General features: G+C 47.1%; 19 protein-coding genes and 1 tRNA gene. 10 read left to right on the top strand and 10 right to left on the bottom strand.

Going from position 1 to position 20148, the window contains the following annotated elements:
- Positions 1 to 36: 36 nt before the first annotated feature.
- The 5 genes from L0U89_RS03005 (at position 37) to L0U89_RS02985 (ending at position 3694) form a co-directional block, all read left to right on the top strand.
- Entirely contained in the window at positions 37 to 1200 is a 1164-nt protein-coding gene (locus tag L0U89_RS03005) for a hypothetical protein (RefSeq protein WP_234860166.1), read from the top strand.
- A gap of 121 nt (positions 1201 to 1321) precedes the next feature.
- A complete protein-coding gene (locus tag L0U89_RS03000) occupies positions 1322 to 1861 on the top strand; it encodes a TetR/AcrR family transcriptional regulator (RefSeq protein ID WP_234860165.1) in 540 nt (179 codons plus the stop codon).
- A 603-nt stretch (positions 1862 to 2464) separates the two neighbouring features.
- A complete protein-coding gene (locus tag L0U89_RS02995; protein WP_234860164.1) occupies positions 2465 to 2923 on the top strand; it encodes a hypothetical protein in 459 nt (152 codons plus the stop codon).
- An 87-nt stretch (positions 2924 to 3010) separates the two neighbouring features.
- Complete coding sequence (locus L0U89_RS02990) at positions 3011 to 3313, top strand: hypothetical protein (RefSeq protein WP_040478475.1); 303 nt, start codon at positions 3011 to 3013, stop codon at positions 3311 to 3313.
- Positions 3314 to 3502: 189 nt separating this feature from the next.
- Complete coding sequence (locus L0U89_RS02985; RefSeq protein ID WP_008623326.1) at positions 3503 to 3694, top strand: hypothetical protein; 192 nt, start codon at positions 3503 to 3505, stop codon at positions 3692 to 3694.
- 29 nt (positions 3695 to 3723) lie between these two features.
- On the opposite strand, the gene L0U89_RS20445 is transcribed toward L0U89_RS02985, so the two are convergent.
- From L0U89_RS20445 to L0U89_RS02975, 3 genes are read right to left on the bottom strand one after another with little or no spacing between them, the layout of a single operon-like run.
- A complete protein-coding gene (locus L0U89_RS20445) occupies positions 3724 to 3846 on the bottom strand; it encodes a hypothetical protein (RefSeq protein ID WP_008623325.1) in 123 nt (40 codons plus the stop codon).
- Between the two features lies 1 nt (position 3847).
- The gene (gene feoB / locus L0U89_RS02980; RefSeq protein WP_234860163.1) at positions 3848 to 5965 is read right to left on the bottom strand and encodes a ferrous iron transport protein B; all 2118 of its coding nucleotides are present in this window, start codon (positions 5963 to 5965) and stop codon (positions 3848 to 3850) included.
- 3 nt (positions 5966 to 5968) lie between these two features.
- On the bottom strand, positions 5969 to 6184 hold the full coding sequence (locus L0U89_RS02975) for a FeoA family protein (protein ID WP_040478376.1): 216 nt from the start codon (positions 6182 to 6184) through the stop codon (positions 5969 to 5971).
- 289 nt (positions 6185 to 6473) lie between these two features.
- On the opposite strand from L0U89_RS02975, the gene L0U89_RS02970 reads away from it, so the two are divergent.
- Together L0U89_RS02970 and L0U89_RS02965 are read left to right on the top strand one after the other, a co-directional pair.
- A complete protein-coding gene (locus L0U89_RS02970; RefSeq protein ID WP_234860162.1) occupies positions 6474 to 8345 on the top strand; it encodes a hypothetical protein in 1872 nt (623 codons plus the stop codon).
- A 7-nt stretch (positions 8346 to 8352) separates the two neighbouring features.
- Entirely contained in the window at positions 8353 to 8595 is a 243-nt protein-coding gene (locus L0U89_RS02965; RefSeq protein WP_234860161.1) for a VF530 family protein, read from the top strand.
- An 84-nt stretch (positions 8596 to 8679) separates the two neighbouring features.
- Here L0U89_RS02965 and L0U89_RS02960 read toward each other — a convergent pair whose 3' ends face one another.
- Entirely contained in the window at positions 8680 to 9654 is a 975-nt protein-coding gene (locus tag L0U89_RS02960) for a 3-keto-disaccharide hydrolase (protein ID WP_234860160.1), read from the bottom strand.
- A 432-nt stretch (positions 9655 to 10086) separates the two neighbouring features.
- Between L0U89_RS02960 and L0U89_RS02955 the strand changes: the two genes are divergently transcribed.
- The 3 genes from L0U89_RS02955 to L0U89_RS02945 all read left to right on the top strand — a co-directional run bounded on the left by L0U89_RS02955 (position 10087) and on the right by L0U89_RS02945 (position 14821).
- On the top strand, positions 10087 to 10299 hold the full coding sequence (locus L0U89_RS02955) for a hypothetical protein (protein ID WP_008623316.1): 213 nt from the start codon (positions 10087 to 10089) through the stop codon (positions 10297 to 10299).
- A gap of 235 nt (positions 10300 to 10534) precedes the next feature.
- Positions 10535 to 13597, top strand: coding sequence for a PVC-type heme-binding CxxCH protein (locus tag L0U89_RS02950; RefSeq protein ID WP_234860159.1), 3063 nt, complete (start codon positions 10535 to 10537; stop codon positions 13595 to 13597).
- 27 nt (positions 13598 to 13624) lie between these two features.
- Positions 13625 to 14821, top strand: coding sequence for an FG-GAP repeat domain-containing protein (locus tag L0U89_RS02945; protein WP_234860158.1), 1197 nt, complete (start codon positions 13625 to 13627; stop codon positions 14819 to 14821).
- A gap of 60 nt (positions 14822 to 14881) precedes the next feature.
- On the opposite strand, the gene L0U89_RS02940 is transcribed toward L0U89_RS02945, so the two are convergent.
- From L0U89_RS02940 to L0U89_RS02915, 6 genes are all read right to left on the bottom strand, one after another.
- Positions 14882 to 15061, bottom strand: a complete 180-nt coding sequence (locus L0U89_RS02940) for a hypothetical protein (RefSeq protein WP_234860157.1) — start codon at positions 15059 to 15061, stop codon at positions 14882 to 14884.
- Positions 15062 to 15115: 54 nt separating this feature from the next.
- Positions 15116 to 15200 (bottom strand) — tRNA-Ser (locus L0U89_RS02935).
- A gap of 261 nt (positions 15201 to 15461) precedes the next feature.
- On the bottom strand, positions 15462 to 17237 hold the full coding sequence (locus L0U89_RS02930) for an acyl-CoA dehydrogenase family protein (protein ID WP_234860156.1): 1776 nt from the start codon (positions 17235 to 17237) through the stop codon (positions 15462 to 15464).
- A 399-nt stretch (positions 17238 to 17636) separates the two neighbouring features.
- The gene (locus L0U89_RS02925) at positions 17637 to 18200 is read right to left on the bottom strand and encodes a sugar O-acetyltransferase (RefSeq protein WP_234860155.1); all 564 of its coding nucleotides are present in this window, start codon (positions 18198 to 18200) and stop codon (positions 17637 to 17639) included.
- An 11-nt stretch (positions 18201 to 18211) separates the two neighbouring features.
- Positions 18212 to 18775, bottom strand: a complete 564-nt coding sequence (locus tag L0U89_RS02920) for a DinB family protein (RefSeq protein WP_234860154.1) — start codon at positions 18773 to 18775, stop codon at positions 18212 to 18214.
- Entirely contained in the window at positions 18772 to 20028 is a 1257-nt protein-coding gene (locus L0U89_RS02915; RefSeq protein WP_234860153.1) for a neutral/alkaline non-lysosomal ceramidase N-terminal domain-containing protein, read from the bottom strand. The genes L0U89_RS02920 and L0U89_RS02915 overlap by 4 nt, the downstream gene beginning before the upstream one ends.
- Positions 20029 to 20148 lie beyond the last annotated feature (120 nt).

The raw sequence follows: 20148 nt of genomic DNA, 5'->3' as shown, positions 1-20148 counted from the left end.
AAGTAGAAGTAACATACAGAATTAAACTTTGCAACCGTGGATTCACTTTCCTTTGGCGACCATCAATTTGAAAAGCTACTAGACCGCCTTCATCTGAGATACTCTGAGAGGAAATTTCTCATCGTGAAGGTAGCATTGGCATTTTTCGTTTGTTGGTTGCCACTGGCGGTGCTTTCCTTGGTCTATGGAAATTTTTGGACTGGCCATTTCCATGATTCCTTTATCACTTCGCTTGAAGCTCAAACTAGATTCCTGGTTTCGCTTCCCATATTGATTCTTATTGAGCCAATGATCAATTTTAGGCTGAAAAAGACGTTGCTTCAGTTTCATGACGGCGGTCTCATTCCGGAACACCGGATCGAGGAATTTTGGAACCTGGTGAAGCGAAAGATCGGTTTTCTCCAAAATTCATGGACATATTTCGGAATCGTTGTGATCTGCTATATCCAGGTGGCCGCAATTTTTTATTTTGAGGTCAATTACACATCGCTTTCTAGCTGGCAATTGGAGGAGGTAAACGGAGAGATCGGGTTAAACACGGTCGGAAAATGGGCCGTATTTGTAAGCAGGCCGCTTACATTGTTTTTTATTTACAGGTGGATATTGAGGGTGTTTGTTTGGGGGAGGATTTTGGCGCGGATTTCAAACCTCGACTTGAGATTGTCTCCATTTCATGCGGATAGGGTTGGAGGTTTAGGCTTTTTGGCTTTCAGCGTATCCTATTTTGCGCCCTTTACATTCGCGGTATCAGTAGCTTTGGCGGGCAATGTTGCCGACTTGATGTTGGTCGACGGCATGAAGTTGGTAGATTTTCGTTTACCGCTTTTGGCGTATGTCATTTTGATAAGTCTGTTTTTTACTTACCCGCTTTTCGTTTTTTCCCGAAAATTGGTATCACTAAAGGAACGGAGCATTTTCAGCATGTATGATCAGATCAAATTTGTCTACCAAAAGGCCGAGTTGCCTCCGTCGCTTGGCGCCGAGTCCAAGCCTATGGAAGACGAAAAGATTGCCTACATCGCTTCCCTGTCCGATTTCAATGCCATGATGGACAATGTGCTCAATTTAAGGGCAGTCCCTTTTCAAGTCCGAGACCTCTTCCCCCTTTGGGCCCTGACACTTGTGCCATTCATCTTCGTCATCATGATCGAGATTCCACTTTCCGAAATCCTATCAAGGGTCGTGTCGACCTTGTTCTAGACATTTTGGGAATCCGTTGATTTTTTTTTGTTTTCCTGACAATTTGCCCATGTAGTGTTGCGGAAAAGTGATTATTTTTCACTTTTTGATCGAAAAACACAAACCTCACAACGCTGAAATAATGGCTTTTTCCAAAAAAACAACGCAGGGATGGCTGCATGTGGGTTATAAGATTTTCGCGGATGAAGGTCCCGAAGGAATACAGGTGGAAAGATTGGAAAGGATTCTTGGCGTCAACAAATCCAGTTTCTACCATTTTTTTGTCGACAAGGAAATTTTTATGAGTGAGTTGATAAAGCTTCATTTAGAACATGCGCAGAGATATGTAGCAAAAATCAAGAAGTTGGACAATTTTGATCCTGAGTTCATCGACCTTCTTGTGGCAGAGAAAGAGATCATATTGTTTCACAGGCAACTAAACAAGAATGCTGATAACGTGGTGTTTAGGAAAACCTTTATTGAGATCAATGCTGTAGTTGACTGCGAGATTTTGAGACTTTGGGCGAAGGAAATCCAACTGCCCCCAGACCCAGCCTTCAAACTATTCGATTTGGTACGTGACACTTTTTACAGCCGTATTAGCCCAAAGAATTATTCTGCAACAACTGTGCGGCAGATAGTTGACGAAGTCAAGCTATTTCTGGCACAGTTGGATAAGTGATCATTTCCTATATTCGGCCTCACCCTTTTTGCCGACGGTCGTCGATCAAGTAACCAGATTGCAGGAGACTTGAAATTGAGAAAACCTTGCTTGCCCTTTTCACGTTCCAGATGTCAGGTAAAGGTTAAAAAGTAAAAGTGTGAACGAGTTTAAGTTCAAGCGATTAAAAACGTCCCCTGATGGGGGCGTTTTTTTTTGGTTGCGCTTCGGGGCAAGAACACAATCTATCTCGTTCGCGGGTTGTAGGGAAATTGGTCTTAACGACTAAATATTGGTGATAAAAATCATAAAAATATCTAATGGTTTGCTTTGGATTCAGAGCAATTCGTTACATTTAGGGGTCTTGCGGGCACCATACAACCTACCGAACCACGTAAATGAGCGCAGTCCCTAGCTGCGCTTTTTACGTTTATGTAATAATGGGTCAAAAAATCAAAGAAGTGTTTCGGTAAATGGTTTTGCTACGCTTTTAATTGTCGTGAATTTTATCCATTCAGGCGCTTTTTGGTCTTGTGTTTTTCCGTCTTACTCCCTTCATTTGGATGCAGGTTTTTTGATCATATTCAAAATCTTTCCTCAGACATAACGCTACACGATATCTATATGCAGGCATTGAAACTCAAACTTAGACCTGAAATCACAGCACAATCGAAGTTTTCGAAGCAAATGCTTGTTTTCCAACAGCTGCTCGATGAAATCGAAACACGAAACATTCCCCCACACATTTATCAAAGGATCGCGGAAAAGATAGAGGGGCTGAATGTGATGGAGACTGGGGAGTTGCAAAAGAAGCTTTTTAAATCCCAATCTAGTATCGTCCGCTTGCTAGAGAAGGAACTCAAGTTGGTTCCCAAGACCTACTATCAGACTTTGTGGATGGTCTTGGGGATGTCCGCTTTTGGTCTTCCGCTAGGTGTAGCAATCGGAGCGGCGCTGGGAAATATGGCGTTTTTGGCAATTGGGTTGCCGATCGGAATGCCCATCGGGATGGCGATCGGGATGGCGATGGACAGGAAAGCAGCTCAAGAAGGACGGCAACTAAACGTGAGCCTGAGTGCCTGACCCATAGCAGGTTTATCTGATTGATATTATTGTAAATACTTGATTTTCAAACTGTATTTGGTGATATTGAAAGAAAAAAATCTGGAAATGGAGAACTTCGATACACTTTCGCAGGCGATTGACGGACTCAGGAAGCAAGGCTACGTGGAGGATTTTAACCTGAAACAAAATTGTCTGGAGTGCAGGCAGGGACAATTCAAGATATTCCACGATGAGTTTGAAATCGACAAGGTCTATCGCTTTGACGTGATGACCGATCCGGATGACCAATCGATTCTCTATGCCATTTCCTCCGACAAATACAGACTCAAAGGCCTTCTGGTCAATGCCTACGGCATTTACAGCGACCCGCTGGCGGATGAAATGATTGAGAAGTTAAGGCATCACTGACACGTTGCGCGGGTCTTTGTTCCAATTTGGTATCGGTTGTTTTCGTTCCGTTCAGTCTGTTCACTTTCGTGCAGTTTGGCGTCACCTTTTGAACATCGTAGAAAGCGAAAAATGCAAATACGGTTGCCTTTCGTGGTTTTTTTGTTTTGGAACAGGGATTGATCTGAATTTGAAAAACAATCAACCCCGATGGTAAGCTTTCTTCTTTGGATGATCTTGTTGGTGCTATGTTGGCCGCTCGCACTCTTGGCAATAATTCTATACCCAATTATTTGGCTGATTCTACTGCCGTTCAGGTTGTTGGGATTTGCGATTGACCTTTCTTTCTCATTTGTCAGAAACCTGCTGATGCTACCGTTTACCGTGCTTCAGAGAAGGTAAATGTAGGGTCGGGGTCTAAAAACCATCTTCTAGCTGCCGCATTTGTCGCAGCCACAGTTGCTCTTAGCCTTCGGCTTGGGTGAAATTTTTCTCCATGCCCAAGTCCCCAATACCGTAGCGAACAAGCCGAATACGATGATTTCCTGCCACATTTTAAGAGAGGATTTGATAGGTGATTAATGCCAGTAGGTAAGCGATAGCCGTCATTCCGATTCCCTGCAGGATCGGCCATTTCCAAGTTTTGGTCTCCCGATATACAACAGCAAGTGTACTCATACATTGCATCGCAAAAGCATAGAATACCATGAGCGAGAAACCTGTCGCAAGGTTGAAGACTTTTTCACCCGTTTGGGGGTTGGTTTCTTGCGCGAGTCTTTCCATGATGGTCAATTCATCATCCGCGTTGCCGATACTGTAGATCGTCGCGATCGTACCGACAAAAACCTCCCGGGCTGCAAATGAAGTCAGCAGTGCAATCCCGATTTTCCAATCATATCCAAGCGGCTTTATGACTGGCTCGATGCCTTTGCCCAAAATCCCGATGAAGGAGTTTTCAAGCTTTTGTGCTTCGAAATTTGTTCCGATTTCTTCCCATTCAGATTCTGGACTGTTTGCCAGGAGGGTTTCTTTTTCTGCTTCCAAAGCGTCCATGCGAGATGGCGGGCCATAGGATGCCAATACCCAAAGCACGATCGAGATAGAGAGAATGACCTTGCCTGCTTCCAGTACAAATACCTTTGATTTGTTATACATAGTCATGGCTACTGCTTTCCAGCGTGGCAACCTATATATCGGCAATTCTGTCAAAAGGTAGCTCAGTTCTTTGCCCTTGATGATTCCTTTCAAAACAAAGGCACCCAACAGTGTGCCGACTGTACCGAGAAGATACATTGCGAGCAATGCGATCGCCTGAAGATTGAATCCCCAAAACTGATCATCAGGAACAGTCAATCCTATCAAAATAACATAGACGGGGAGCCTTGCCGAGCAACTCATCCAAGGAGTCACCAATATCGTGATCAGGCGTTCTTTGGTATTGCTGATCGTTCGTGTAGCCATAACCCCCGGTATCGCGCAGGCCATGCCAGAAATCAACGGCACAACGCTTTTTCCGTGGAGCCCAAAGGGCCGCATGACACGGTCCATCAGGAATACTACCCTGGACAAATACCCGGTATCTTCCAAGAATGCCAAGAATCCAAACAAGAGCGCGATCTGAGGAATGAAAATCACTACCCCTCCGATACCGGGTACAATGCCTTCAGCCAATAGATCCGTCAATACTCCCGTGGGTAGATTTTCACTGATCCAAGTACCAGCCCAGGCAAAGCCTGCGTCGATCATATCCATCGGCACGCTTGCCCAAGCAAAAATCGCCTGGAAAATGAGCAACATGATTGATAGGAATACCAAATATCCGAGGATTGGATGCAGGAATACTCTATCCAATTTGAATGTCAGCGATTTACTTTGGGGCTTGGTCCTGGAGCTCGTCGCGCTGAGGAGGGATTGTATCTTTTGGTTTCGGACTTCGGTTTCGTTTAGTTGACTCTTTTTGGGGTCAAATCCGTGCGATCTCGTAAACGATTCCAGTCGGCTTCTCTCCTCTCGGGAAAGGTTGTTGTCCCAAGAACCAAATACCAACAATTGAAAAGCTTGGTATTCATTTCTGAATAGAAAATCTTGCTGGACCGTTTCGAGGAGCTTTTGTGGGGCAAGTGCTCTTGCATCCACAAACGGCTTTCCTATTTCAAATCGTTCTTCCACGATGAGCGCCTTGATGGCATCCATGCCCTCGTTGTTTCTCGCGTCAGTGATCACCATCGGTACCCCCAGCTGCTTATAAAGCTCATGGGTTTTGATTTGGATTCCCTTTTTCTCGGCCAAATCCTTCATGTTGATGATGAACGCCATAGGAATTCCCAAATCCAGCACTTGGGTTCCCAGGAGCAGGCTCCGTTCTAGGTTGCAGGCATCCAAGATGACCAAGACATAATCCGGTTTTTCTACACCCATGCCGTTCAATACACGGTGCGCTATCACTTCATCCTCCGATTTTGGGTAGAGCGAATAGGTCCCGGGAAGATCGATGATGTCAAAAGCTTTGATTCCGACTTTTATGTGGCCGACGGTTTTGTCAACCGTCACCCCGGGATAATTTCCAATTTTCTGGTTGAGACCAGTCAATTGGTTAAAGATACTGGACTTTCCGACATTGGGGTTTCCAATAATGGCGATCGTCTTGGTGCGGGTCTGGAGGCTTGTTTCCATGGGCTATTTGACGAGGATCAATTGGGCTTCCTGCTCCCTGATTGCCAAGATATTTTCGCCCACCTGAAACGCAATCGGTCCATGGAAAGGGGCTTGGTGGAGGAATTGAATCGACTTGCCCGGAATCAGCCCAATTTCAAGGAAATTCACAGAAAGGGGAGAGTCTTGGATGCGATCGATGGTGAATATACTATTTGGGGTAATTTCTGCTGCCGTCATATTTGGGTTCCGGGAGAAATCCAAGGTACTGCCCTCTCCGGATTTGCCTGCGCAATTTAATCCCTCTTGCCAGATTAACCAATTTATTTAGATTGGTTCTTGATAAAAATCATATGATTTGCATCATAAGTTTGGGCAATTCGAAAAATCTGAATCAGGGGACAACAGTGGACTCGATTTTTGACTTGGAAAATTCCAAGGGTGACAAAACCTTTCGCGCCAGTATCTGAAATAGTCCTTCAGGATTGTTATATTCGATTTTTAAACCCTTTCTACGATTTTGAAAATTTTGGATCAGATTAAAGGAGCTTGGGAAAAACTTCGCAGACTGCCGACAGCTGAGCGGTTTGCGTTGGCGCCCGTTTGGGTCCAACTGGTCGCAATATTCATCACTTCGGCTGTATTGATTTTCATGATGGCTCCTTTTCTGAGCCTTCGGCTGGCCTATATGATTTTTGCGGATCCGGCTTATTATTCGGAGGCAGAGGGTCCTTTGCAACTTGTGGTTGGCTTGGTTCAAGTGTTGCTTGGAATGGTGCTTTTTTCCTTTATCATTTCTGTTTTGTCAGCCGCTTTAGTCAAATACATCGAGAATATCAGAAGTGGTTCGCTTGGCTTTGTACGAAGTGGTCATATGATCTTTGTCAACTACAACGTGAAACTGCCTTTGATTTTGGACCAACTCGATATCCGTGCAAAGGCACGTGGCGTGACTGAGGAGATTGTACTCTTGTTTTCAGATATAGATACAGTGGCCAATTTCCGTAACCAAATGGATCCCAAACGCTGGAAAAACCTTGACATCTTTGTCCGACAGGGTGATTTGATGAATTTCAAGACATTCGAACGGATATCGGTTTTTGAAGCACTTTCTCTAGTCATCCTTCTTCCCGACAGGGCACAGAGTCATTTTTTGGCGGATAACATCAACCTGAAAATTCTGACGACCCTGGTGAACAATCAGCAATACCGGAAGCACTTGGAGGAGCGAAGGGCGTCAAGGAAGCCCGTCAAATGTTCGATCGAATTGTCCAATAATGCAGACTCGAGGGTGATTGCCCAGAAGATGTCCCAAGCGCTGTTTACTGTTATCACGCCGGGAGATGTGATTGGGAGTATTCTAGCGAGGGGAAAGGTGGATATTGTCTTCTACAAGGTATTCTTTGAAGTAATGGCCTTCGATGGATCCACGATCCATTTTGTCAATCCGCAGGTTTTTGGGTTGGAATTGGTAGGCAAGTCATTTGAGGAGCTTTATTTTGGTTTTGAGGGAGGCACTTTGCTCGGGTACTCCGGCATCAACCAAGCAGGTGAATACCGTATGCGGCTTTGTCCGTTTGGCCAAAATCTTACTTCGAGCGATTGGCTGTTGTTTTTGACAACCAAGGTCAACCGAATCGTTTTCAGACCTTCTGATGATTCGTTCAAATTAGAGAAGTTGGATGACATTATTCCGCCTACGGAGTCGGTCGCCAAGCAGATTTGTGTCATTGGCAATCACAATCCACTGGGAAATATTGATGATTTCATAGATGTTCAAAGTATGCGTGCACTTGAGGAGGCGCATTTCGTTTTCGATAATCAAGAAGAATACTTCTCAGACAAATTTCTGCAGCGACTCAAGTCTTCAAATTTTGAGAACATTGTCGTCAACTTGGACGATGAAACTGGATTTAGGCTCACCATGTGGCTGGTTTCCAAAGAGGGGGAAAACGATGATTTTCTCAAAAAAATCGTGACCATCCTCGGCGATCCTGTGACAGAAAATTTGCTCAGCCATTATCACCTCAAGTTCAATACGGTGTTATCCCATAAACTGTCAGCGCGATATATTGCCCAGATTTCGTTTCAAAAGAACCTGGATAGACTGTTTGAAGAGTTGGCATTTCCAGAGGGTGTGGAGTTCAATTTGTTGGAAATTGGCAAGCATATTCCCCATGATTTGGTGAATGATCGAAAAGAACTTACGAGGCTTTTGGCTGGACAGCAGTTGATTTATCTGGGGATAGTCGATGAGGATAAGAATGTTTATTTTGAAAGCAGCAATTTTGCGGCGGCCAAACAAATATTGGTATTGAGCCAGGGAGGTAGCGAAAACCCTGATTCGGCGCAGAGAGCGACTCTAGAATCAACCATTTCCAAGCAAAAATCCGCAGAATAGTAACCCTATGGATATCCAACCGAACAATCCTCTTCACGGCGTTAGACTTGTCGATATTTTGGAACACCTCGTCAACAGGTATGGATGGGCCAAGCTGGGTGAAAAGATTCCGATCCGATGCTTCACCCACGACCCGTCCATCAATTCCAGCCTGAAGTTTCTTCGAAAGACGGAGTGGGCAAGGAAAAAAGTTGAAGAACTTTATATCAGATCAATCCAACAAAAACAGCGCAAGGACACAGATCAGTGACGTTTTTTTCGCTAAAAAGTAGGTCTGGGAGAGAAATGGACAGGGGCGGCCTTTGCGACCGTCCCGTCTTTTTGCAGCAACAAATCAATACGTTCCGGGTATCAATTCTATCTTCCTGAATTGAACCGGGCCATGGTCGCCCTGAATCATGATCGGCCCTGGAAGCCCTTCTTGGCTATCCAATGCACCGCCCGTGATGCCCGGTATGATTTGGTCGCATATGATCGTTTTGCCGTTTGCAACGATTGTAACGCGTCTTCCAATAAGAGTAATTTCAAATTTTTGCCATTCGCCCGGGGATTTTTTGACCATTTCATTGGGTGTAAGGAAACCGTAAATACCTCCGAAGTAGACAGATGAAGGATAGTCGGTTTTACTGTCCTCGATTTGGACTTCGTAGCGGCCACGAAGGTAAATACCGCTGTTGCTTCCCTCTGGGTAGCGGAACTCTACGATCAATTTGAAGTCCTCAAACTTTGCGTCTGAGATCAAATTTGCGCCACTTTTTGGACTTGAGAGAACTCCGTCCTTGACAGTCCATTGGTTTTGGGTTTTGTCGGCATGCCAGCCGGCCAGGTCTTTACCGTTGAAGAGAGCGATGGATTTACCCCACTTGGGGGCTTTGTCTCGGACCAACCTTGGGGCACGCTCGCCGACAAAGCTGTATTTCTTTTGGTCGGGATAAGTAATCGTCCCCTTGATTTTTCCATCAACCAACTCTCCTTCCAATACCAAGTCGTTGTTGGCCATTTGCCATTGAGGAGGGATGCTGAATCCAAATTTCCCATTGTCAAAGGTCACCTTTGAGATCGGTCTCGCGCTTCCGTCGTTTCCGACAAAATGCCCCACCAAGGTACGGATGCCTGAAAGTTTGACTTCGAGCCACGAGGGGGCGGGCTTTCCATTCATGTCCAAGGTGATGTCCCAAGTGCCAATCAAATCCGCCTGATTGGCCATTGTCTTGTCATGATGGCCGAAGGCAATAGGGTGGTGAAAACTATAGGCCATCAAAATGGCGATCACAAAACTGATGGATTTGGAAAAAGGGCTGTATCTCATTTCGGATGCGTGTTTTATTGTGAGTCAAATTATGGATTTGAACCAAAGATTCAAAACCCCATTGATGCCAGCGGTGGCGGGTGGTTTTTTGAAAGGCAATAGAGACTTTTGCCCAGAATGCCAATCAGAGAACCATGCCGGATAAAATTGTGAAAAAAATTGAAAATTTTTTTTCGGGGCGTCTTCCAAGTGAATTTTGTGCGAAGTGCAGAATGCTTGGAACAAGTTTCAAATTCTGTTTTGTGTAATTTTCATCCGATCAAACGATGGGGAAAAGCGCTTGGAACGGAGTGGTTTTGGTCCTGATTGGGGGTTTGGATTTCCATTTTTTTCCCTCATCTTAGGATAAGAATCCAATAGTTCGATGCCTAGGATCGAGTTCGTTGTGTTCATAATCACCTAGTAATTAATCACCCACGCTTTTTATCCATTATGAAAAACAAGAAAAGATTGATCAAGGCAAATCTGTTTGCTTTGGTAATGGTCTTGGGCATTCTGACTGTTTACAGAATCCTTGGAATTCAAATCGGTCTCCATGAAGGAGCCTTCATGGCAAACGCCACTTTGCTCGCAGTTCCACAGTTTGGCTTCGTCTATTTTTATTGGAAGTCCATTTTGACGGAAGGCAAGAAGGCAGTTGCCTAAAAGATTTCTGACGTTTGCTTTCTGGTACCGGTACGGGTGGGATCGAAAAATTCCATCTGTACCGGTTTGGTTTTTTTATCCAAATCCCATCTGGTAATGTGGATTTGCTGACGACAGTTGAATTTTTCAGCCTTTGTTTGATGAACGGATAGCCGCTCGCAAAATACTTTTTCGGCATTTTGCATTCTCAGGTTCAATCGGTTAAGTTTAAGATAACCACTGACACTCGACCCAAATGAACCAGAAAACCATCTTGGCATGTATTGCCATTTGTTGCTTTTCCATCTCCTGTACCCGATCGGAAAAGGAAATGAAAGTTATCCCCGAACCCGAAGGAGACATTTATGCAGAGCACATTCGGAGTTCGGAGTATCAGACCCCGGAGGAAGAAATGGCTGATTTTGTTTTGCCACCGGGATTTGAGGTCACGCTTTTTGCCTCTGAACCGATGATTGGAAAGCCCATCAACATGGAGTTTGACGAAAAGGGGAGGCTATGGGTGAGCCAGTCGTTTGAGTACCCCTTTGCGGCGGAACCCGGCAAGGGCAAGGACCGCATATCTGTACTCGAAGATACCGATGGAGACGGGAGGGCGGACAAGATTACGCATATCGCAGAGGATCTGAATATTCCCATTGGCTTGCAGCCCGTAAAAAATGGCGTCATCGCCTACAGCATTCCCCATGTATATCGATTTTGGGATGACAATGGAGATGATATCGCGGAAAGAAGGGAAGTCTTGCTTGGGCCATTTGAGCACAAGGACACGCATGGCATGGTCAATAATCTATTTAGGGGATTTGATGGTTGGATACATGCCTCCCACGGATTTTCCAATGTGTCGAAGGTCGCCGGAAAAGATGGCGACACCATCAAGATGGTCTCGGGAAATACCTTCCGGTTCCGTCCCGATGGGAGTAGGGCAGAGAAAACCACCGACGGCCGTATCAATCCTTTTGGGTCTGATTATGATGAATTGGGCTACCACTACTCGGCTGATTGTCATACCATGCCGGTGTACCAATTGATTTGGGGAGGCAACTATACCCAATGGGGCAAGAAAACTCCCAATATGGGATTTGCACCGGAGATGATGGATTATGGATTGAATTCCACGGCACTCTCTGGGTTGGTTTACTATACTGACGACCAATTTCCGGAAAAGTACCGTCATAGCTTTTATTCAGGTGATGTGGTGACTTGCCGCATCAGCCGCAATACGATGGAATTCCAGGGAAGTACACCGAGGGCCACGCGGCAGGAGGATTTTTTGGTAAGCAAAGACCCTTGGTTCAGGCCTGTTGATATCAAGATCGGTCCGGACGGTGCGATGTACATCGCTGATTTTTACAACCGGATTATCGGCCATTACGAGGTGCCGCTTGACCATCCTGGGAGGGACCGAATTAGCGGAAGGATTTGGAAAATCACTTATAAAGGAAACCAAAGACCCATCACTGATTGGTCAAAGGCTACGAAAGACGAGTTGTTGGATGGGCTTGCGGGTCCGGTTTTGCATCAACGGATGATGGCCACGGATGAATTGGTTGACCGAATCGGACAAGTGGCCGTTACTGATTTGTTGGCACTTGCAAACAATCCGTCTACTCCGCCAGCGCAGCGCATCCAGATCAACTGGGCGTTGTATCGTTTGGGAGCCATGAATATGGACATGCTGTTTGGCGCCCTGGGCAATCCGGACAGGGGAGTGCGCATGCATGCCTACAGGCTTTTGGCAGAGTATCCGAGCCCCGATCCCAAATTGAGGGTAAAAGCAGTGACCGATTTAGCCGATCCTGATCCGCATATACAACGGGCAAGTGCAGAGTTTCTCAGCCGTCATCCGGGAATGGACAGCTACCAACGTTTGGTTGAAATCCATGAGGGAATCCCTGACTACGATACCCACTTGGCATACACCGTCAAAATGGCCCTTTTCCATCATTTGCAAATGCCAGAGATATTGAAACTTGCCGTCAACAAACCTTGGCCGAAGGATCAGGAGACCCTGCTGGCTTTGGTTTTGTCGGATATCCCAAGCTCCCAAGCTGCTGGGTTTATTCTGGCCCATGCGAAGCGATATGAAAGCGCCATGGAGCGCAACGTTGGTTTTGCCGAGGCGATGGCGAGAAGTTTGCCGGCAGCAAAAAGACCGGAACTGCTGGACTGGGCAAAGTGGGTCGCAAAAGACAACAGGAAGGACGCCCACGCTTTGGCCGCTGCATTGGATCAGGGATTTACCCAGGGAGGAAATCAGTCGCCAACGGGTTTTGAAACTTGGTACAAAGATTTGGCAGTGGAAATCCTGAAGACCTCGGCAAGTGGAAACCAATCAGAAGAATCACTAAAGGATCCTTTGCTTTTTGCGACTCAAACAGCCGGTCGATTTAAGATGGCTGACCAAATCCCTTCATTAACGGCACTTTTGACCAATGCTTCAAACGATGAGGATGTACGCGCGGAGGCAGCCAAATCCCTGATGACAATTGCCCCAGTTTACCAAAGCAAGGTGGTTGGCGATTATTTTAAAAACGTCAATGAGGCCGTATCCTTCCGACGGAAATTGGTCGCTATCCTGTCGATTTGGGACAATGATGCCGCCAGGAATTTATTGGCTGATGGATTGAAAAACTCCCCTCCGGAGTTGCAGGAGACAATTGCCGGATCCCTTGCCAAAAATCCCAAAGGCAAGACCATGTTGATGGACAGAATCAAAGCAGGTGAGGCCCCAGCGCGAATACTGTTGGCGAGAAATGTAAGCGAAGCCATGTTGAGCCATATTTCCCCTGACCAAAAGGCTCTTTTCGAATCACTGACGGCCAATTTGATCCCCGTATCGGAAGAGCGACAGAAATTAATCGATGCGCGGCTGGCCCGATTTGAACCCAGGGAGGAAATGCTCAATCCCGGTTCGAAGGTGTTTCAACAGCACTGTGTACAGTGCCATCAGATTGCCGGAAAGGGGGGACTGATCGGGCCCCAGTTGGATGGGATTGGTAATTGGGGCAAAGAGTCTTTGGCGACAAAGATTCTGGACCCGAACCGCAATATCACAGAGAATTTTAGAACCTATCATATTTCATTGAAAAATGGACAGACTATGACAGGTCTTTTCAGAAGGGAACAAGGTGAAACCACTGTTTTCGCAGATCAGACTGGGAAGGAATTTTCGGTTGCGAAAAGTGAAGTGAAGGAGATGAGCCCATCCAAATCCACTTTGATGCCAGACAATTTCCACGCTGTATTGACCGAATCCGAGTTTGATGCCTTGCTTACTTATTTGCTCAAAACCAAATAGTTGAAGATCCAAATGATGACCAAATTTATGCAAAATCTAAAAGCCATGTTGAATCCAAGGTTTCCCATTTTCCTCAGTCTATTCCTGTTGATGTGGTCGGGGGCATTTGCCCAAAAACCGCGTACCGCCGTTCCCGGCGATCGGATATCGTTCAAAAAACATGTCTTGACGAGGGAGTTCTTGGCGGAAGGCGTGGCTGTAGGTGACGTGAATCGTGATGGATTGGTGGATGTGATGGCGGGCGCGTATTGGTTTGAAGCACCGGATTGGAAGATGCAGGAAATGACGAAGCCGATAAAGTTCGAATACGATAAGGGCTATTCCAATGCGTTTGTCAGCCATGGAATCGACGTGAATCGGGATGGATGGGTGGATTTTGTGCGGATCGGATTTCCGGGAAAGGAAGTCATGTGGTATGAGAACCCCAAGAACCAGTCAGGGTATTGGAAAGCCCATGCAATCTATCCCACTTTGGGCAATGAGTCGGCAGGGTTTTACGATATTGATGCGGACGGGGATTTGGAAATCATCGGAGGAAATCCCTCTACAGGAGAAATCATTTGGCTCAAAGCCCCCAAATCCGGGAATGGCGAATGGACCCGCTATACCATCAACCCACAAGATGGCCTTGGTACGGCACCTTATTACCATGGCCTCGGAGTCGGTGATATGAATGGGGACGGTCGGATGGATGTGATCATCCGCGAGGGTTGGTGGGAGGGACCTGCGTACCCGACCCAATCAAACTGGAAATTCCATCCAGCCAATCTCGGTGAAGCGGCCGCACAGCTGTTTGCCTACGACTTCAATGGCGACGGCTTGAAGGATGTGCTTTCTTCCTCGGCGCACAACCAAGGGATTTGGTGGCATCAGCAAATAAATGACAATAGTGTCAGTTCTTGGAAAACACATACCATAGACACGACCTACACCCAGACCCATGCGCTTTCCCTCGTCGATATCAATGGAAATGGGATTCCCGATTTCGTGACGGGAAAGCGGTTTTTTGCCCATATGGGCGCTGATCCGGGAGAGTATGATACACCCTATTTGTATTGGTATGAGTTTGTCCCCGGCAAAGAACCGCGTTGGATTCCGCATGTGATAGACACTGATTCCGGAGTAGGGGTACAAGTCCTCACCCAAGATATCACAGGTGACGGACTGATGGACATCATTGTCGCGAATAAGAAGGGGGTGTTTGTTTTTGAGCAGGAGAGGTGAGGGCGGAGCGTGAAAAAAACAGTCCGGTGGACTGTTTTAGCGACGAGCCAGACCCTAAAGTTATTGGGAGCAGGGCTGTTCCCGAAGAACCAAAACGAAAAAAGGCTGAATTTCTTCAGCCTTTTCTTTTGCAGAGGAGGAGGGATTGACTTCGTCGATCCCGTATTGGGGGAGTTGCAAAAGAAAAGCCTCCTCACTTCGTTCGACTTGGGCTTTTTGCACTTCAAGCAGCTCAAGCAAGCTTGGCTCCTTAAAATGCAAAAAGCCCAGCGCTTTGCGCCAGGCTTTCTTTTGCAGAGGAGGAGGGATTCGAACCCCCGGAACCTCTCGGTTCAACGGTTTTCAAGACCGCCGCGATCGACCACTCTGCCACTCCTCTATGAAATTGAGTCGTTTTCAAGACCGCCGCTCCCGATAGCCATCGGGACGACCACTCTGCCACTCCTCTATGAAATTGAGTCGTTTTCAAGACCGCCGCTCCCGATAGCTATCGGGACGACCACTCTGCCACTCCTCTATGTGATCCGTTCTTTTACGGATTGCAAATGTAGATGGATTGCTGGAATTTGCAAAAAGGAAAAAGGCAAAAATTGATTGTTCTTGGCTAAGGAGCTCAATTTTTGGGACTTAAGTTTTTTACTCAAAACCATTCCTGCCGCATTTCGACGGTTACTTGGTCCAAGGACGACAGTCTTTTTCCCAAGCCATCCATTTTCACCAATTCATATTCGTAGAAATACCGCATCGCAGCCAATTTTCCGTGCAAAAAATCAGACTGGGCATTCTCCCTTTCCAATGATTCCGTGGCGGTGATTCCCATTGCAAGCCATCGCCAGGCCACCACCAGAATGCCCAAATACTCCAGGTACAAGGACGCATCCGCCAAAAATCCTTCCGGATCCCGGGGAGCTTTGGCGACAAGATGCTGGGTGAGGGCACCAGCCTTTTCGAGGTAGCGCTGAAGACTCTGGGAAAACGGCCTGAGTTTTTCTTGCTTTTCAGCCGAATGGATGGTTTCAACAATAGCCTTTGAGAGCAGTCTCAAAGCTATCCCGTCTTTCATCAGCACCTTTCTCCCCAACAAATCCATGCCGTGAATCCCCGTCGTACCCTCGTGGATAGGATGGATGCGGGCTTCGCGGTAGTATTGCTCGACAGGGAAATCCCGGGTGTACCCTGCGCCTCCAAGGACCTGAACCGCTGCGGAGGTCGTGAGGCAACACATTTCGGAAGGATATGATTTGGCTATTGGGGTCAATAAATCCAGCAGCAAAGCGGCTTCCTCGGCGTCTTTCCCGGCACCTGCATGTGCGATATCTGCCAATTGGGCACAATAAAGGATCAGGTTCAAGGCGCCTTCGGTAATCGCTTTTTGGAACAACAGCATCCGCTTGACATCGGCATGTTTGATGATGGGGACTTGGGGTTGGGAAAGGTCCTTTTCTCCGAGTTTCCTTCCCTGGGGCCGTTCTTTCGCATAGTCCAGGGAAGCGTAATAGGCAGCGGTGCCGATAGCGACTGCATTCATGCCGACGCCAATACGCGCTTCGTTCATCATTTGGAACATGTACGCAAGGCCTTGATGGGGTTCGCCAACCAGATATCCCTTACAACCATCCTGCGAGCCAATCATCAAATGGGCAATTGGAGCGCCTTTGTAGCCCATTTTGTGGTAGATACCCTCCGTCAGCACGTCATTGCCTTCTCCCGAGGGAACACGTTTTTGGGGTACCACAAACAGGGAAATGCCCTTTACCCCCAGTGGCGCACCGGGTATCTTGGCCAGCATGAGGTGAATTACGTTGTCGCAGGCATCATGGTCCCCGCAGGAAATGTAGATTTTTTGGCCCTTGATTTTGTAGACTCCGGGACGGTCGGTAGGGTGGGCCGTGGTCCTGATATCCGCCAAGGAAGATCCGGCATCGGGTTCAGTCAGTGCCATGGTGCCTTGCCATTTGCCGGACAGCATGTTTGGGATGAAGGTTTCCTTCAATGTTTGACTGCCGAAAGTCCGGATAAGATTTGCTGCTCCTGTGGTCAAAAACGGATAAACCGAAGCCGAATAATTGGCGGATTGGAAGATAAATCCGGCCGCCATGTGCATGACGCTGGGAAGTTGCTGTCCGCCTTCGTCGTAGGAAAAGGTGGCATTGATCCAGCCCCCTTCCGCGAATTGACGAATAATATCCCCCATGGCGGGGTGGACGTGGATTTTTCCGTCGACGAGTTGGGGCTCGTTCCTGTCCATATCCGTCAGGTGTGGCCGCAGTGACTGTGTCGCAATTTGCTCTGCACTATCCAGCACCATTTGAAAAGTTTCTCGATCATGGTCTTGGAAATAAGGAAACCTGCCGAGTTCCGTCACTTGGAGGTTTTCGAAAAGTTGGAAGTGAAGATCTTTTTTTGAGAAGTACATAGGTGAGGATTAGATTTGAGACACAAGACACAAGACACAAGACGCAAGAAGCAAGAGAACAGAGCCGAGATACGAGAAGCGAGATACGAGAAGCGAGAGGTTAGAAACGAGAAACGAGAAACGAGAAACAAGAGACGAGAACCGAGAAGCAAGAATCAAGAGACAAGAATCAAGAGACAAGAATCAAGAGTTAAGAAATGTCACTCGGGTTTTTCGACTTGATGCTGGCATTGAATCGCCAGATTCAGCTTAGCGAAATGGAGGCCGAATCTGTGGGCTGTGGACCCTTGACCGTGGTCGTTTCTATCGACTATGGTCTATGGACTAATAACTCAATAACCAATAAATCAATAACTTAGTAACCAATAACTCAATAACCAATAACCAATCCCCCAATCCCTATTTCCCCCCAATCTCCCTAATCACCCGACAGGGATTCCCGGCGGCGATGACATCGGCAGGTATGTCCTTGGTAACTACAGACCCTGCTCCAATGATGCTGCGGGGGCCGATTTTTACACCAGGGCAAATCACCGAACTTCCCCCAATCCAGACATCCTCACCAATTTCAATCGGTTTGGCGTATTCCAGGAGGCTTGCGCGTTCCTTCGCGTCTACGGGATGGGTAGCCGTGTAGAATTGGACATTGGGTCCCGCCATTGCCCGGTCTCCAAAGACAATCGGCATCACATCCAGGAACACACAATTGAAATTGAAGAAAACACCTTCGCCCAGAAGGATATTGTACCCATAGTCGCAATAAAACGGCGGCTCGATCCAACTTCCTTTTCCCATTTTTCCCAATAATTGCTCCAAAATCCCAGTCCGCTTTTCAACCTCTTCGGGAAACGCATCATTGTAGCTTTTTACCAGTTGCCGGGCGCGGATTCGCTCTGCCGTCAATAGGGGGTCCGCAGCCAGATAAAGCTCTCCGGACAGCATCTTTTCTTTCTCGGATTTCATGCTGATTTCATTTATCGTTTGTTTGTGATAGCCTCCAAAGCCCGCTTGGCCTGATCCAGGTGCCGAAGTTCATGGGCGGTGATGATGTCGAAAGCCCGCTCCAAGGTGTAGACGATGAGCTTATTGGCTGGGGAATGTATGACCGCATTCTTTTCAAGAAAAGGGATCATTTCCTTTATTTTCTCCTCAAATTCCCTTTGGTGAACCATAAACCTGCCGATGATTTCTGGATCGCCAATCTCTACCTTCGGTTCCCAAAGCGGAAAGGTTTTGTATTTCTTTTTGCCCCCATCGCTGATCGATTTGAAAACCATGTCGCCAAACATCTTGGTGAAAAAAGGAAACCTTCCGATAAATGCTCCATGGTAGGTCCCTCTTTTGAGGTTGTCAAAAATGGGGTAATAACTGCGGTTGATCGTGATCAGATGTTGCAGGTTTTCGGCGATGCTCCACTGTTGGGGATGTGGCTTGGCGTACAGCGTTTCCAAGTTCAGCCCCGCAAAGTGCGTCTCTACTTCTTTGGAGACGAAATGGAAGTTGTCTATCCAACTTTTGGTTTTATCGGAAATGCTCATTTTTTGGTGGATTGGGATAGTTCGGAAATTGCCTGCATCATCGTCTCAGCGGTATTTTTGCCCAAAGAAGTTCGGGTGAGGTATGCTGCATGTGGAAGCATGGGATCTTCAAAATAGCTGGGTTTGAGGATATAGCCGAGCGCGTCCTGCCCGAGTCCAAGCACAAATTTTGGCCCCTCAGGCATCATCTTTTTGGTTTCCAAGGAATGGAATGGCGTGCTTTCACCGGGATGCGTGGCAAAAGTAGCCTCGCCGATTCCGAACCAAGTGACTTCTGATTCGACCATTTCCCCGATGTTCCGATCAAAAATCCCCCCGGCAGCTAAGGCCTTCCAAGCTTCATTTTCGACGGGGAAGAGAATGGTTTTTCTACTGAAGAAAATACGGTCCGATTGCAAGGGCGTTTCTTTTTGGTGGGCATTGATGACCGTTTCGGCCAAGTCGCTTCCTCTTTGCAAGGCGATTTGGTAGTCGGCTTTGTCTTTCGGTTGCACCCAGCCGCCGATGGCACCTTGCAGGAAGAGATGTTCTCCGCCCCAATTTTTTTCCATGGCCTTATAGAAACCCGCCAGGTAATCGGCTGATATCTCGGAAAACACCGCATCCAAATGGGTTGGATGGCAGGCGAAATTGGTCAGGGATGCGACGGTTTTTTCTTCCTGATCGACAAAGCGAATAGAGGTCACTTCCCGGTCGATTTCCTCTCCGCAGATGTTTTCGACCCAAGATTCACCAAAACTGGCCCGTGCAAAACGGGCGCTGACGGGCTGTAGGGATTTGGAAGCTTCCAGGATTTGGGCAGAGATCGTTTGTACCAAAAAATCCATGTACTCGGGGTCCCGACCGCTTTGACTGTAATCTTTACCCCAAATCCCCACGACATCGGGTCCTGAATGGGTATGGGTGCTGGAGATGACAATGTTTTCAGGGGAAAAAGGAATATCAAAAGGCATCAGCGCCACGGCTTCCCGCACTTTTTGGAGTTCGGGATAAAGTAGTCCAATGCAGTCTACCGTTACCAAAGCAAGGGCTTTTTCTCCATCATACAGCACCACAGCTTTTGCATAGAGGCTGTCCAAAACCCCGGTGAACACCCGGTTTTGCTTGTCTCCGGCAATGAAGGCACCAAGTGGCGGATTGATGAACGCCTTCGAAACGCCTACAAAGAGTTCAGGGCCTTTTTTGGATTCCTTGGGCGTGGTGCAGCCAAGGAAAAACAAAACGCAAAGACTTAGAAAAAGCAGTTTTCTCATTTTGGATGGGTTTATTGGTAAGAGAAGCAATGCCATTGAAAGATAAAAATTCTTTCGCTAGAGGCAGATGATAAGACTGTTTTTATTGCTGCCTACCGAACTTATTTCCGGGATTGGGAT

This window comes from Mariniradius sediminis (genome assembly GCF_021491425.1).
Taxonomy (GTDB): domain Bacteria; phylum Bacteroidota; class Bacteroidia; order Cytophagales; family Cyclobacteriaceae; genus Mariniradius; species Mariniradius saccharolyticus.
Note: the sequence above shows the minus strand (reverse complement) of the source record. Positions and strands in the feature narration are given on the sequence as shown.

Coding starts and splice junctions, on each gene's coding strand:
- L0U89_RS02925 (WP_234860155.1), bottom strand. CDS start 18,200: ATGAAATCCGAGAAAGAAAAGATGCTGTCCGGAGAGCTTTATCTGGCT.
- L0U89_RS02915 (WP_234860153.1), bottom strand. CDS start 20,028: ATGAGAAAACTGCTTTTTCTAAGTCTTTGCGTTTTGTTTTTCCTTGGC.
- L0U89_RS02945 (WP_234860158.1), top strand. CDS start 13,625: ATGCAAAATCTAAAAGCCATGTTGAATCCAAGGTTTCCCATTTTCCTC.
- L0U89_RS02985 (WP_008623326.1), top strand. CDS start 3,503: ATGGTAAGCTTTCTTCTTTGGATGATCTTGTTGGTGCTATGTTGGCCG.
- L0U89_RS02990 (WP_040478475.1), top strand. CDS start 3,011: ATGGAGAACTTCGATACACTTTCGCAGGCGATTGACGGACTCAGGAAG.
- L0U89_RS02955 (WP_008623316.1), top strand. CDS start 10,087: ATGAAAAACAAGAAAAGATTGATCAAGGCAAATCTGTTTGCTTTGGTA.
- feoB (WP_234860163.1), bottom strand. CDS start 5,965: ATGGAAACAAGCCTCCAGACCCGCACCAAGACGATCGCCATTATTGGA.
- L0U89_RS20445 (WP_008623325.1), bottom strand. CDS start 3,846: ATGTGGCAGGAAATCATCGTATTCGGCTTGTTCGCTACGGTATTGGGG.
- L0U89_RS02960 (WP_234860160.1), bottom strand. CDS start 9,654: ATGAGATACAGCCCTTTTTCCAAATCCATCAGTTTTGTGATCGCCATT.
- L0U89_RS02995 (WP_234860164.1), top strand. CDS start 2,465: ATGCAGGCATTGAAACTCAAACTTAGACCTGAAATCACAGCACAATCG.
- L0U89_RS02930 (WP_234860156.1), bottom strand. CDS start 17,237: ATGTACTTCTCAAAAAAAGATCTTCACTTCCAACTTTTCGAAAACCTC.
- L0U89_RS02975 (WP_040478376.1), bottom strand. CDS start 6,184: ATGACGGCAGCAGAAATTACCCCAAATAGTATATTCACCATCGATCGC.
- L0U89_RS02950 (WP_234860159.1), top strand. CDS start 10,535: ATGAACCAGAAAACCATCTTGGCATGTATTGCCATTTGTTGCTTTTCC.
- L0U89_RS03000 (WP_234860165.1), top strand. CDS start 1,322: ATGGCTTTTTCCAAAAAAACAACGCAGGGATGGCTGCATGTGGGTTAT.
- L0U89_RS02965 (WP_234860161.1), top strand. CDS start 8,353: ATGGATATCCAACCGAACAATCCTCTTCACGGCGTTAGACTTGTCGAT.
- L0U89_RS02920 (WP_234860154.1), bottom strand. CDS start 18,775: ATGAGCATTTCCGATAAAACCAAAAGTTGGATAGACAACTTCCATTTC.